The sequence below is a fragment of the Pseudomonas sp. NY15356 genome, assembly GCF_048068175.1.
Classification (GTDB): Bacteria; Pseudomonadota; Gammaproteobacteria; order Pseudomonadales; family Pseudomonadaceae; genus Aquipseudomonas; species Aquipseudomonas putida_K.
The window spans coordinates 93,168-107,170 of record NZ_JBLUPW010000013.1; the positions used below are offsets into that span (position 1 = coordinate 93,168).

Below are 14,003 nucleotides of genomic sequence, written 5' to 3' on the forward strand. Positions count from 1 at the left end.
GTGGTTGGCAGGTTTCAATGGTAGACGAGGGGGAGGGTTTCATCCGTGCGTGACCTGCACGAGCCTCATCGTCGGCAAGCCGGTTCCCACAGGTATGGCGGTGTTTCTGAAAACAGCGCAGGACAGGTGGGAGCCGGCTTGCCGGCGATGAGGCGGTTCAGGCCAATGAGCCCCGCAGGCGGGGCTCGGGAACGTTACTCGGCCAACTTGTAGGCAATGATGTAGTCACCCATCTTGGTGCCCAGCGAACCATGGCCGCCAGCGGTGACCAGCACGTACTGCTTGCCATCCTTGCCGGTGTAGGTCATCGGTGTGGCTTGGCCGCCGGCTGGCAGGCGAGCTTTCCACAGCTCCTTGCCGTTGTTCACGTCATAGGCACGCAGGTACTGGTCCAGGGTGCCGCTGAGGAAAGCCACGCCACCTGCGGTGACGATCGAGCCGCCCATGCTCGGTACGCCCACGGGCAGGCCGATCGGTACTGGGGTGCTGTCGCGGGTGGTGCCGTTCTTGTGCTTCCACACGACCTTGTTGGTGAACAGGTCGATGGCGGCCACATAGCCCCAGGCCGGCGCCTGGCAAGGCACGCCCAGCGGCGACATGAACGGGTGCATGATCACCGCGTACGGCGCACCGGTGTTCGGCTGCACGCCGCTGGTCTCGCTCTCGCGCTTGCTGCCGGCGGCGACTTTCTCACGCGGCACCATCTTCGAGACGAAGGCCATGTAGTTCGGCGAGGTGAACAGCAGCTGGCGCACCGGGTCGACCGAGACGCTGCCCCAGTTGAACACACCGACGTTGCCTGGGTAGACCAGCGAGCCCTGCTCGGACGGCGGGGTGTACTGACCTTCGTAGCGCAGTTCGCGGAACTGGATGCGGCACAGCATCTGGTCGAACGGCGTGGCGCCCCACATGGCCTGTTCGGTCAGCTCAGGGCCGAGCAGGTTGAGGTCCGAGCGGGCCTGGGTCGGCGAGGTGCGGTCGCCTTTCACTGCGCCCTGGGGTACCGGGATCTCGCGGATTGGCACGATCGGGGTGCCGTCGCGGCGATCGAGCACATACAGGCTGCCTTGCTTGGTAGGCACGATGACCGCCGGCTTGACGCCGTCGTCGGTCTTCAGGTGCACCAGGGTCGGTTGGCTGCCCACGTCCATGTCCCACAGGTCGTGGTGAGTGAACTGGTAGTTCCAGCGCGCCTTGCCGGTAGCCAGGTCCAGGGCGACGATGCCGGCGCTGTACTTCTCGGCGCCTGGGGTGCGGTCTGCACCCCACTGGTCGGGGGTCTGGTTGCCCAGCGGCAGGTAGATCATGCCCAGCTCTTCGTCGACGCTAGCGATCGACCACATGTTGGCCGAGTTGCGGCTGTACATCTTGCCGTCGGCCAGGGGCGCGGTGTCGTCCGGGTTGTTGCTGTCCCAGTTCCACACCAGGCGCCCGTCGTGCACATCGTAGGCGCGGATGACGCCGGACGGCTCGTTGGTCGACTCGTTGTCGGTCACGTGGCCGCCGATGATCACCAGGTCACGGGTGATCGCTGCGGGCGAGGTGGAGTAGTAGCCACCGGCGGTGAACGGGCCGATGCCGCGGGTCAGGTCGATCACGCCCTGGTTGGCGAAGCCTTCGCAGACCTTGCCGGTGTCGGCGTTGATGGCGATCAGGCGCGCATCGGCGGTCGGCAGGTAGAGGCGACGCGGGCAGGCCTGGGCCACGGCCTGGCCGGCCTCGGAGATCTTCGGCGCGGGGCTGCCGTCACGGCTGACATAGCGGTTCTCGTCGTAGTAGGAGACGCCGCGGCAGGTCATGTGGGCGAAGCCCTTGAAGGTGCCGACCGGGCTCTTGACCTGCGGGTCGTAGCGCCAGATCTCAGCGCCGGTGTCCGGGTCCAGGGCCAGCAGCTTGCTGTGGGCGGTGCAGGCGTAGAGCTTGCCATTGACCTTCAGCGGTGTGTTCTGGTTGGTCAGCTCCACCGGGTCGTTTTCCGTCGGCAGGTCGCCTGTGCGGATACGCCAGGCCTCTTCCAGGCGGTAAGCGTTCTGCGGGGTGATCTGGCGCAGCGGCGAATAACGGTCGCCGTGTTCGGTACGGCCGTAGGCCTGCCACTCACCGTCCGGCATGGCCGGTGCGGCGCTGGCCATCTCGCTGCTCTCGCGGCCCAGTTCGCCGAACACTTCGCCCGGGTGGGTGAACTGGCTGCCCAGGGCGCTGGCGCCGGACGCGACGACCGCGACGCTCAACAGGGCTGTGTTGACCTTGGAGGAAGGACCGACCAACGGGCGACGGGCCCAGGGCAGCAGCAGCAGCACGCCGATGGCGAACCAGATGGCCAGGCGCGGCACCAGTTGCCACCAGTCCAGGCCCACTTCCCACAGGGCCCAGGCGGTGCTGCCCAGCAGCACCAGGCCGTACAGGCCCAGGGCGATGCGGCGCATGGCCAGCAGGAGGATACCGGACAAGGCAAAGCCAATGCCGGCGATCAGGTAGTACAGGGAACCTCCCAGCTGGCTCAGCTTGATGCCACCGGCCAGCAGGGCCAGGCCCATCAGCAACAGCAGCACGCCCAGAAGGCGCGGTAGCCAGCGGGTTCCATTCTTGGCACCGTCAGTGCTCATCGTATGTTCTCCGTAGGTCGAAGGGTGGGGTTAGAAACTGCTCTGGATCTTCAGGCCGCCGATCAGGGCGGCGTCGACCTGCGACACACCGCCCGGATGACGGATGTACTGCAGGTTGGGGCGTACGGTGAGCCAGTCGGCAAGGTGGATGCCGTAGTAGAGTTCGGCGCTGTATTCGGTGTCCTGCACGGGCAGGTAGCCGGGATTGTCGTAGTCGTCCAGGCCAGCGGCCTGGTTGATGAGGCGGGCATTCTTGCGGTAACCGGGGTTGACGTGCACGCGGGCGAGGGCGAAGCCGATGTCGTCCTTGGCGCGGGCATCGAAAGGCCCTTTGTACACCACACCTGCCTGAACATAGTTATCGATGGCATTGGTCTTCTTGTCGTGCATCGTGGCATTGGCAAAGAGGTTCAGGCCGCGGGACTGGTCGGAAGCCAGCGAGGTCACCTGCTGCTGCGCGCCGAGCCAGAAGCCATGCTTGCTCGAGCTGCTGCGGTAGGCCTGGCCGCTCAGGGCTGCTGGCTGGCCATCGCTGTCCTTCAGAACATCCTGTGCCTTGGCATTACTGTAGTAGTAGCCGGCGCGATATTCCCCTTTAAGTCCATTGACCCGTGGGCTCCATACCAGTTCGATCGGCATGACGGCGCCTTGGGTGCCGCTGCCGCTGAGCTTGAAGCCGTTGCCCGACTCCAGGTTCGAGGGGTTCTGCTCGAACACGCCGACCTGGGCGTAGAGCTCGTCGTTGAGGTTGTAGCGCACCCGCAGTGCCCACTGGCTGACCGGCCAGTTGTACCAGATGCCGCCCACCCAGTTGCCCACCTGGGAGCCGCAGAACGCCAGGTTCTGGAAGTCGCAGGGGAAGCTGTTGAAGTCCTCGCCTTCGCCGAAGCGGCCGAATTTCACATCCAGAGCGCCATCGAAGTACTTCTGCTTGATCCACAGCTGGGTCAGGCGCCAGGTTTCGCCGCGTCCCCAGACTTCCTGGGCCGAGGTGAAACCGCCGACACGCGGGTCGTTGATGCGGTCGTTGCTGATGTTCTGGCCGTGGCGTTCGGTGATGGTCAGCTGGAATTCGGTGTCGTGCCAGCCGAGGATCTTCTCCAGGTCCAGGTGGCTACCGAAGGTGAACTGGTCGCTGTAGCGCGCGGTGCGGTCATGGTCGTAGCCGCCATGCAGGTTGCTGCCCATTTCGCCGGTGTAGCCGAAGGTGAAGTCGTAGCCTTTTTCCAGCAGTTCGCTGCGGGTCCCGTTCCAGTCGCCGAGCATCCAGGGCGAGTCGCTGGCGAACATTTCATGGGCGCCGCTGGTGGAGGGCAGGCCACAGAGGAGGGTGGCGAGGGCAAGGCTCGAAAAGCGGATATTGGGCAGTTGGAACATGAGATAGCGCTATCTTTTTGATTATTGGGCAACGGCAATCGCATCGAACGGACGGGCCCTTCGATGGAAACGGCTGCAAGGTTCAGGGATGAAGCGTTTCAGCGTGCGGCGTGGAGGATATAGGGGAACTTGTAAGAAAAAAAGACAAAATGTCGCAGTGGATTGTTGCTTGGGGAGTAACAGTACGGCACCGAGCTGAGTGCAGGTAGTCCCTGTAGGAGCGGGCTTGTCCCGCGATCAGGCCCGACCTGATATCGTCGTCGCCTGGCAAGGGCTTCGCCCTCGATCGCGGCACAAGGCCGCTCCACAGGGGCAGCACAACGTCAGAACGAGGTGCGCAACCCCACCTGCACACTGCGCCCGGCCGCCGGCGCCACGTCCCGCAGGATCGAACTGGCATAGCGTACTGTCTGGTCGGTCAGGTTCTCGCCGCGTACGAAGGCCAGCCATTGGCTCTGGCCGATGTCGAAGCGGTAACCCAAGCTGGCGCCCAGGGTGGTGTAGCCATCGGTGCTGGTCTCGTTGGCGGGCTTGCGATGCTGCGAAGCGGCATGTTGCACGTCCACCCGTGCCTGCCAGCGGTCCCGTTCCCAGACCAACCCGGTGTTCAGGCGTAGCGGTGCGATGCGCGGCAGCGCTTCGCCGCTGTCGAGGTTCTTGGCGCGGGTGTAGTCGCCGGACAGTTCCAGGGCGAAGCTGCCGTAGCGGTTCTCGAGCAGTTGCCAGCGGTCCTGGGCCTCGATGCCGTAGAAGCGGGCCCGCACGCCCTGGTACAGGTACTCGGGCAGCTCGCCATGGTCATGTTCATGGTCGTGTCCCTCGTGGTCATGGTCATGACCTTCGCGCAGGTTGCCCGTGCCGATCAGGCCGATGTAGTTGCGGAAATGACTATAGAACACGCCGACACTGCCCTTATGCGTGCCATTGTCGAAGCGCAGGGCCAGGTCGGTGGAGAGGGCCTTTTCCTTGTCCAGGTTCGGGTCACCCACTTCATAGGCGCCCGTGGCGACATGGGCGCCATTGGCGTACAGCTCGTAGAAGGTCGGCGCACGCTCGGTATAGCCGAGGCTTGCGGCCAGCGACCAGACCGGGTCGAGCTGGTACACCGCGCCCGAGGACAGGCTGGCGGCGTTGAAGCTGGCAGTGCTGTCGGTGCCGATGAACGTTTCGTTGCCCTTGGCATCGGGGTCGACCCGTGTATGTTCCAGGCGTGCGCCGAGGCTCAGAGCCAGGCGTTCGCTGGCTTGCCACTGCTCCAGCAGGAACAGCGCCAGGCTGTCGGTATCGGTGTGCGGAACGAACGCTTCCTCGCCCAAGGCGGAGAATTCGTTGCGGCTGACCTGGGCGCCAATCACCCCCTCGAATGGCCCGAGCGGCTGGTGACGGGCTTCGAGGCGGGCTTCGTAGCCTTTGTTCTTGAAGGTGGTGTGGACTTCGCCGCTTTCGATCTCGCGGTGCTGGTAGTCGGTGTAGCCGGCATCGAACTTGACCGAACTGAACGGGCCGTCCAGGTCGCGTAGCTCGGAGGCGAAACCGTAGTGGTCCTGCTGCATGTCCAGGCGTACGCCCGGTTCGGCAACCGAGCCGTAATTGCTGTCATAGCGGCTGTAGGACAGGCCGGTATAGCCGTGGTCCCAGTGGTAGGCGCCGCCGATCGCGCCACCATCCTGGCGCCCATCGCTGTTTTCCAGGCGGTGCCGGCTGCCGGGCTCGTCGATATCGCGCACCTTGGAACTGCGAGCGTACCCGGGAATGCGCAGATCGTTGAACTGGCGGCTGTTGGCGTCCAGGTGCAGGGCGAAGGCGCCATTGCCCGCCTCGAGCTTGCCGGCACTGCTGCGGGTGGTGTCGGCGCCGCCGTAGCGTAGCTCGCCGGCCCCGTGCAGGCCCTCGATGGGTGCGTCGGGGATGCGGTTGTCGAAGGTATTGACCACCCCACCGATAGCATTGCCGCCGTACAGCAGGGCGGCCGGGCCACGGATGATCTCGATGCGCTCCACGTTCACAGGGTCCAGCGGCACGGCATGGTCGTAGGAGAGGGACGAGGCATCCAGGGCGCCGACGCCGTTGCGCAGGATGCGGATGCGGTCGCCATCCAGGCCGCGGATCACCGGACGGCTGGCGCCAGGGCCGAACCAGGTGGAGGCGACGCCGGGCTGCTTGTTGAGGGTTTCGCCGAGGCTGCCTTGTTGCTGTTGAAGCAAGGCGTCGCCTTCGAGGACGGTAGTGGGCGTGGCGAGTTCACGATTGCCCAGCGGGTTCGCGGTGATGACCTGGGGTTCGAGCTCCACCGCCTGGCCGGGCGTGGAGGCGAGCCAGAGGGCAACGGCAAGGGGAGAAAGACGCAGCGGGATGTACAGCATGGGACTGTGGCGTTCCTTGGCAGAAATGACTGTTGTTACAATATAACATCACTATTCCAGCACAAACCGTTTCCCTCTGGCCAGCGGTTTTCGGCTCGCCACGCAACGCAGCAGTGCTCGGTAGCCCACCGGCCCACTACACTCGTGTAAGGTGCGCATCTTTACCCGCTGGAGCACAACCATGGGCACGGCCCAACACAACGCGCTGCATGGCAAGACCCTGGAGCAGATCCTTACCGAGCTGGTTGCCCACTACCAATGGCAGGGCCTGGCCGCGCGCATCGATATCCGTTGCTTCAAGAGCGACCCGAGCATCAAGTCGAGCCTGACGTTCCTGCGCAAGACGCCATGGGCCCGGGAAAAGGTCGAGCAGCTCTACGTGAAGTTGCAACGGGCGAGCTGAATGCGGCGACATCCCTGGCTGAGCTTGAGCGCATTGCTGGGCTGGAGCGGCCTTGCCATACAGGTCTATCTGGTGCTCTGGGCGCGTTGGCAGGAGCAGGCCAGCCTGGTCGGCGGGCTGATCAATGTCTTTGGTTATTTCACCGTCCTGACCAACACTCTGGTTGCCACGCTGCTCAGCTACGCGGCGTTCGGCCGGGCATCAGGCGCGCGGCGGTTCTTCCTGTCGCCCATGGTCGGCTCGGGTATCACTGCGAGCATCGTGCTGGTGGCGCTGGCCTACAGCGTGTTGCTGCGCCACCTGTGGCAGCCCCAGGGCTGGCAATGGCTGGCCGATGAACTGCTGCACGATGTGATGCCGCTGCTGTGCGTGCTGTACTGGTGGTGCAGGGTGCCAAAGGGCAGCCTGCGGTTGTGGCACCTGGCGGCGTGGAGCCTGTACCCGGCGCTGTATTTTGCCTATGCCTTGTGGCGGGGAAGTGAAATCGGCGTGTACGCCTACCCGTTCATCGACGTGACCAGCCTTGGCTATGGGCAGGTGATGCTCAATGCCCTTGGGGTGCTGGTCGGCTTCTGGGGGATCGGGTTGGTGTTGATCGGGCTGGATCGGTGGCAGGGGCGACGTTTGGCGCGAGCCTGTTGAGGCGGCGCTGGTCCCATCGTGGGGCGAGCCCATTTCTACAGAACCGCACCGACGGCATTCTTCATTCGTCGTCGGCACTGCCGTCCAGGCGCCAGTAGGCTGCCGCTTTCAGCGCATCTTCACGCACGCCCTTCTCCAGCAACAGCGCCTTGGCCTGGCGGGTGAGGGTCTTCTCCAGCGCGACCCAGGTGTACAGCGCACCTTGCGGTAGTGCCAGGGTTTTCACCAGGGCCAGCAGGTCTTGCTCATGCCGGTGGACCCAGATCACCTCGACCTGCGCCTTGCTCGGCAACGACTGGCGCTCCTGCTCGTTCTCGACCTGGACCAGCACCAGCGCCTGGCGGCCGGCAGGTAATTCCTCCAGGCGCCGGCCGATAGCGGGCAGGGCGGTTTCGTCGCCGATCAGCAGGTAGCTGTCGAAGATGTCCGACACCACCATCGAGGCGCGTGGGCCTGCTATATCCAGGGTCTGGCCGGGGGTGGCCTGGGCGGCCCAGGTCGAGGCGGGGCCGTCGCCGTGCAGCACGAAATCGATGTCCAGTTCGTTGGCCGCCAGGTCGATGCGCCGTGGCGTGTATTCGCGCATGGTCGGGCGGGCGCCGCCGTCACGGCCGAGGGTCCGGGCGTCGATGGCCCGTTGTTCGTCCGGGTTTCGGGCGAACAGCAGCTTGATGTGATCGTCGCTGCCGAGGCTGGTGAAACCTTGCAGTTCCGGGCCTGCGAGGGTGATGCGGCGCATGCGCGGAGTCAGGTCGATGACCCGCAGGACCTGCAGGCGGCGTTGGCGGATTTCGTGGTTGACGCGAACAATGGTGTCGCTCATGGGGTGTTCTCCATGACAGGTTCATCCGGGCCGGAGGCGATGGCCTTGGCCGTATCGTTGAGCAGTTTGCGCACGCGCTCGATTTCTTCGTTGCTCCAGTGCCCGCTGTGCATGTGCAGGGCATGGCGCAGATTGCCTACCGCCTCGTGGATTTCAGGCGGGCGGTCGTGGCCGCGCAGGGCGCGTTTGCTCACCTCGATGCGCATGCGTACGCCATCGAGCGCCACGGCCTGGTCGGCCAAGGCCCGGCGGCCAGCCTCGGTGATGGCATAGAGGCGCTTGCTGCCCTGCACGTGGCCTGTGATCAATTCGGCCTCTTCCAGGTAGTTCAGGGTGGGGTAGATGACGCCAGGGCTGGGGGTGTAGCTGCCGTCGAAGAGGCTTTCGATCTGGCGGATGAGGTCATAGCCATGACCTGGTTGCTCGGCCAGCATCGACAGCATGAGCAGCCTGAGATCGCCGGGGGCGAATACCCGGGGGCCGCGTTCGCCGCGGCTGGGGCGGCGCTCGAAGGGGTCGTGGTCACGCATTGGCGGGTGCCTTCGGGTTTAGATATATCGCAAGATATTACTCAAGATATATCTCAGCACAAGGCTCTAAATGCGGATAATTCTCATCAGTATTTTTGATAGATCCGACCCAATCGCCGGCTCAGGGGTGTCTACACCAGCAGCACCGGACTGGTGGGAGCCGGCTTGCCGGCGATGGGGCGCGAAGCGGCCCCTGTTTATTGCATACGAGCTGCCAGCTGCGGTGCCTTGCACTCGGTGGCGCTGCCTGGTTCCAGGTAAGGCATGAGAATCGGTGCCATGCCTTTGAGGACCTGCACCGGCAGGGCCGAGGTGAAGGTGAAGGCTTCTGCCGTGCGGCCCGGGACGAAGGCGGTAAGGGTGCCGAAGTGGTTCTCGCCCAGGAAGAACACGAAGGTGGCGGTGCGGTTAAGCGAGCGTGAGCCGATCAGCCGGCCGCCTGCACCGAAGCTTTCGATGCGGTTGTCACCGGTGCCGGTCTTGCCGCCCATGACCAGCGACGTACCGTCTTGCAGCTTGAAGCTGCCGGAAATGCGCCGTGCGGTACCGGCGTCCACCACTTGGGACATCGCCCCCTTGAGGGCCCGGGCCACCGCCACCGGGAGGATCCGCTGGCCACGGTCCGGGTCGCTGATCAGCTTGGTCTCGTAGGGCGTGTTGGCCGCGAAATGCAGGGTATCGATGCGCAAGGTGGGCAGGCGCACGCCATCGTTCTGGATGATGCCCACCAGTTCGGCCAGGGCCGCCGGACGGTCGCCGGAGCTGCCAATGGCGGTGGCCAGCGACGGCACCAGATGGTCGAACGGGTAGCCCACACGCTTCCAGCGCTGGTGGATGTCCAGGAAGGCTTCGATCTCGACCATGGTGCGGATGCGGCTGTCGCGGGCGCCCTTGTGGCGGCTCTTGAACAACCAGCTGTAGACCTCCTGGCGCTCGAAGCGGCTGGCGTTGACCATCTCGGTGAGCGAGGCGCCAGGATTCTTCAACAGGTAGCCCAGCAGCCACAGGTCCAGCGGGTGTACCTTGGCGATGTAGCCTTGGTCCGGCAGGTCGTACTTGCCCGGGCCGTAGGCGTCGTACATTTCCGACAGGCGCCCGTCGGTGAGCTTGGCCAGGGCCTTCTTGTCATTGGCGCTGTGGGCGCGGACGAAGGCGTTGAAGGTCTCCTGGCCCGCTTCGGGGAACAGGTAGCGGTGCACGGCGGCCAGGCGCTGCGGCGTCACGCGCATGCTGTCGAGGAAGGTGTCCAGGCGCTGCTGGGAGGTCTTGCGCTGGTACTTGCGCCAGAAACGCATCAGGTAGTTGGTGCCTTCCTTGTCGGCGAAGCGCGCCAGGTATTCCTGACGGCGTGGGTCGGAGTCGTCCTTGAGCAGTGGCTCGCGGTTGTAGGGCTGCTGGTAGGTGACGTAGCGCACCAGGTCGCGCATCAGGCGTATGAACGGCAGGTTGATCGATTCGCGCAGGGCATCCTTGAGGGTCGGATTGCGGCTGTTGTCTTCCTTGCGAAAGTTGTTGAACACGTGCATGCCACCGCCGGTGAAGAAGGCTTCGCCGGTGTTGGCCGAGTACTTGCGCTCGAGGGCCGCATCGAGCATCGCGTCGAGGTTCTGGTCCTTGCTGTTCTGCATCAGCCATTCCAGCGACCATTGGGTGATACGGTCGAGTTCGGCCACCGGCACTTTCTTCAGCTCGGCCACGGGCTTGCCGGCGTACTTGTCGTGCAACTCGGCGATGATCTCCAGGTAGGTGGTCAGTACCCGCAGCTTGGCGGTGGAGCCCAGCTCCAGCTTGCTGCCTTCGTTGATGTCGAAGGGCTGGTCGGTGCTGTCGGTCTGTACCCGTACCCGCGAGCCGTCGGCGGTGCGCTCGAACAGGGTGAAGCTGTAGCGCACCTGGTCGGTGGTCTTGGTGGTCAGCAAGCGTTCGCCGATCAGCCCCATCTGCGCGGCGAACTCGGGGTCGGAGAGGTTCTTCAGGTATTGGCTGACCTGCATCTGCAAGTCGGCCTGCAGGGTGCTGGTGGCGGACACGTCGAGCCGGTCCAGGTCGTACAGCGGGCGGTTGAGCATGGCCGCCAGGCGGTTGCGGGCCAGGCTGATGCCCTTGTTGGTGATGATCGGAACGATGGTCGGTTGGGCCACCCAGTCGCGATACACCGCCTTGCTGGCCAGCGCGGCATCGGCCAGGGGCCGGTCGATCACGCCGTTGGCGGCCAGCACGCGGATATGCGCATTGGTGAGCTCGGCCAGCTCAACCCGGCCCTTGGACAGGTAATGGGAGGGCCTGCGCTGGGCGATCATCAGCGACAGAACCTGGCGCAGCGCCAAACCCCGGGCAGCCATGCTCTCAGGGTCGGTGGCGGTGGAGGAGAGCACCTGGTTGACCTGGTCGAAGTCGGCGCCGTACCAGACCCGCAGGCCTTCGGCCATACCATGTACTTCGCCGTGGCCCGGCACCGCCGAGAGCGGCACGCTGTTGAGGTAGTCGCGGGCGATGCGCTCCCGTGCCTCGGTGGTGTCCGGCCCGCCCAGGTAGGCGCGCACGCTGGCGGAAATCATCTGGCGGATCTTCTCGGCGCCGGAGACGGTCAGGCCGTCCGGCGAATGGCGGTATTTCTCCAGTTGGGTCGCCAGGGTACTGCCACCGGCCGACTGACCGGGCAGGGCCAGGTACTTGGCGACCTGGCTGTAGGCGGCCTTGGCGAAGCGCGGCCAGTCCACCGCCGGGTTGTTATGCGGGTCGTCGGGCTTGAGCAGGTCGCGGTTCTCGATGAACAGCAGGCTGTTGACCACCACCGGAGGGATCGAGGCGAAGTCCGGGTACAGGTGCTGAGGGTAGTTGTAGTGGTACAGGTCCTCGCCCCGGCAGTCGGTGATCGACAGGCCGGTCTGGATCTTTTCCACGTAGGGCACGAACAGGCCGTGCTCGACATAGTTCATCAAGGCCGGCGAGAAGCGCACCTGCTCGCTGATCAGATAGTCACGCTTGAGCAGGCGCGGCAGGAATTCGCCCAGTGCGCTGTAGCCCAGGCGTTTGTCGAAGGGCCCATCCCCTGGATACACGATGGCGTCGCTCGGGCCGGGTTCGAGCGAGTAGGTAAGGGTGCTGGCCAGCCGGCTGAATTCGCGCGCCTGCAGTTTCGAGGTGCGCATTTCGTCATAGGCGGCAAAGCCTATTGCGATGATCGCCAGCAGCACGATGAGCACGATCAGCCGCCACCACAGCCGACGCTGGCGTGGAGTCTTGGGCAATGGAGCCTCAGCCAGATGTGTCTCGGGTGCTTCCGTTCTGGTTGGTTCCGATTGCCACAGTGCGCCCATAGTCTTCAAATCCGGCCAGTTTTTTCGTCTTGCTTTGTCTGAAGCTTAGACGTTGGCAGGGTTTGGTGAAAAATTTGTAAGAAGCAGTGAAATCCTAGGTAGGAATATACGGCTTTGGTGCGGCTTCCATTCTTGGGCAATGTTGCTATGGTAGCCGCCCCCATTCTTCGCAAGGGTGGGGCGGAAGGAATTTATGCCTTCGGTGAAAGGGTTTTGGGCCGAGAATTCTCTCCAAATTTCCCTGTTTATATAGTGAAAAGCCCTACAGGCGGATTCCTATACTGCTCGACCCCTTCGTCCTGCCGTTCACCGGCGGACAGGCCGGCCCACGAGGCCCGCCCGGCAAGACGACGCCACGCCCATCGGCCTGGCCGGTTCTGCGCGAAGGTCAATCCAATAACAAAATGAGGTTGTATTGCTATGCCAGTCGGCAACCACCCTGCCCATGGTGAGACCGCCCAGGGCGGCCCACTCAAGCGCGAGCTGGGCGAACGGCACATCCGTCTGATGGCGCTGGGCGCCTGTATCGGTGTAGGCCTGTTCCTCGGTTCAGCCAAGGCCATCGAAATGGCCGGTCCTGCGATCATGCTTTCCTACATCATCGGTGGCCTGGCCATCCTGGTGATCATGCGCGCGCTCGGCGAAATGGCCGTGCACAACCCGGTAGCCGGCTCCTTCAGCCGCTATGCCCAGGACTACCTCGGCCCGCTGGCGGGCTTCCTCACTGGCTGGAACTACTGGTTCCTGTGGCTGGTGACCTGTGTCGCGGAAATCACCGCGGTGGCCATCTACATGGGTATCTGGTTCCCCGACGTGCCGCGCTGGATCTGGGCCCTGGCCGCCTTGGGCAGCATGGGGGCGATCAACCTGATCGCGGTCAAGGCGTTCGGCGAGTTCGAGTTCTGGTTCGCCCTGATCAAGATCGTCACCATCATTGCCATGGTCCTGGGCGGTATCGGCATCATCGCCTTCGGCTTCGGTAACGACGGCGTGGCTGTGGGTATCTCCAACCTGTGGAGCAATGGTGGCTTCATGCCCAACGGTGTGACCGGCGTGCTGATGTCGCTGCAGATGGTCATGTTCGCCTACCTGGGCGTCGAGATGATCGGCCTGACCGCTGGCGAAGCGCGCAACCCGCAGAAGACCATTCCACAGGCCATCGGCTCGGTGTTCTGGCGCATCCTGCTGTTCTATGTCGGTGCGCTGTTCGTGATCCTGTCGATCTACCCCTGGAACGAGATCGGCAGTCAGGGCAGCCCGTTCGTGATGACCTTCGAGCGCCTGGGTATCAAGACCGCCGCCGGTATCATCAACTTCGTGGTGATCACCGCCGCACTGTCCTCGTGCAACGGCGGCATCTTCAGCACCGGGCGCATGCTCTACAGCCTGGCGCAGAACGGCCAGGCCCCGGCGCCCTTCGCCCGCACTTCGAAAAGCGGCGTGCCGCGCAATGCGCTGCTGCTGTCGATCGGTGCCTTGCTGCTGGGCGTGCTGGCGAACTACCTGGTGCCGGAGAAAGTGTTCGTCTGGGTGACCTCGATCGCCACCTTCGGTGCGATCTGGACGTGGGTGATGATCCTGCTGGCCCAGCTCAAGTTCCGTGCCGGCTTGTCCACCGCCGAGCGTCAGGCGCTGAAGTACCGCATGTGGCTGTGGCCGCTGAGCTCCTACCTGGCCCTGGCCTTCCTGGTGTTGGTGGTGGGCCTGATGGCCTATTTCGAGGACACCCGTGTGGCCCTGTACATCGGCCCGGCGTTCCTGGTCCTGCTGACGGTGCTGTACTACGCGTTCCGCCTGGCGCCGAAAGACGCGCAAGGTGCGGCGAGCACCGCTTCCTGATCCCATGCCCTCGGGGCCGCTTTGCGGCCCATTCGCGGCACAAGGCTGCTCACAGGCGATTGCGTAGCCCTGTAGGAGCAGCCTTGTGCCATCAATGGAG

The 14,003-nt window shown here is 64.3% G+C and carries 9 protein-coding genes; 3 read left to right on the forward strand and 6 right to left on the reverse strand.

Features of this window, described 5'->3' with window-relative positions; all coding sequences use genetic code 11:
* Positions 1 to 194 precede the first annotated feature (194 nt).
* From ACNFCI_RS12935 to ACNFCI_RS12945, 3 genes are all read right to left on the reverse strand, one after another.
* Positions 195 to 2,606, reverse strand: a complete 2,412-nt coding sequence (locus ACNFCI_RS12935) for a glucose/quinate/shikimate family membrane-bound PQQ-dependent dehydrogenase (RefSeq protein ID WP_368829664.1) — start codon at positions 2,604 to 2,606, stop codon at positions 195 to 197.
* 30 nt (positions 2,607 to 2,636) lie between these two features.
* The gene (locus ACNFCI_RS12940) at positions 2,637 to 3,983 is read right to left on the reverse strand and encodes a carbohydrate porin (RefSeq protein WP_084855967.1); all 1,347 of its coding nucleotides are present in this window, start codon (positions 3,981 to 3,983) and stop codon (positions 2,637 to 2,639) included.
* A 323-nt stretch (positions 3,984 to 4,306) separates the two neighbouring features.
* The gene (locus ACNFCI_RS12945; RefSeq protein ID WP_368829665.1) at positions 4,307 to 6,346 is read right to left on the reverse strand and encodes a TonB-dependent receptor; all 2,040 of its coding nucleotides are present in this window, start codon (positions 6,344 to 6,346) and stop codon (positions 4,307 to 4,309) included.
* Positions 6,347 to 6,527: 181 nt separating this feature from the next.
* Between ACNFCI_RS12945 and ACNFCI_RS12950 the strand changes: the two genes are divergently transcribed.
* Positions 6,528 to 6,749, forward strand: coding sequence for a VF530 family DNA-binding protein (locus tag ACNFCI_RS12950; RefSeq protein ID WP_084855971.1), 222 nt, complete (start codon positions 6,528 to 6,530; stop codon positions 6,747 to 6,749).
* Positions 6,750 to 7,391 carry a Pr6Pr family membrane protein gene (locus ACNFCI_RS12955; protein WP_084855973.1) on the forward strand — a complete coding sequence of 214 codons (642 nt, stop codon included), beginning with the start codon at positions 6,750 to 6,752 and terminating at the stop codon, positions 7,389 to 7,391. It abuts the gene before it with no gap.
* A 61-nt stretch (positions 7,392 to 7,452) separates the two neighbouring features.
* Here ACNFCI_RS12955 and ACNFCI_RS12960 read toward each other — a convergent pair whose 3' ends face one another.
* The 3 genes from ACNFCI_RS12960 to ACNFCI_RS12970 all read right to left on the reverse strand — a co-directional run bounded on the left by ACNFCI_RS12960 (position 7,453) and on the right by ACNFCI_RS12970 (position 12,064).
* Positions 7,453 to 8,214 (reverse strand): siderophore-interacting protein, encoded by a 762-nt coding sequence (locus tag ACNFCI_RS12960; RefSeq protein WP_368829666.1) that lies wholly within the window; start codon positions 8,212 to 8,214, stop codon positions 7,453 to 7,455.
* Positions 8,211 to 8,744, reverse strand: a complete 534-nt coding sequence (locus ACNFCI_RS12965; RefSeq protein WP_084855977.1) for a PadR family transcriptional regulator — start codon at positions 8,742 to 8,744, stop codon at positions 8,211 to 8,213. Before ACNFCI_RS12965 ends, ACNFCI_RS12960 begins: the two co-directional genes overlap by 4 nt.
* Positions 8,745 to 8,941: 197 nt before the next feature.
* Positions 8,942 to 12,064 carry a transglycosylase domain-containing protein gene (locus ACNFCI_RS12970; protein ID WP_368829667.1) on the reverse strand — a complete coding sequence of 1,041 codons (3,123 nt, stop codon included), beginning with the start codon at positions 12,062 to 12,064 and terminating at the stop codon, positions 8,942 to 8,944.
* A gap of 420 nt (positions 12,065 to 12,484) precedes the next feature.
* Between ACNFCI_RS12970 and ACNFCI_RS12975 the strand changes: the two genes are divergently transcribed.
* A complete protein-coding gene (locus ACNFCI_RS12975; protein ID WP_084855981.1) occupies positions 12,485 to 13,903 on the forward strand; it encodes an amino acid permease in 1,419 nt (472 codons plus the stop codon).
* The last annotated feature ends 100 nt before the right edge of the window (positions 13,904 to 14,003 follow it).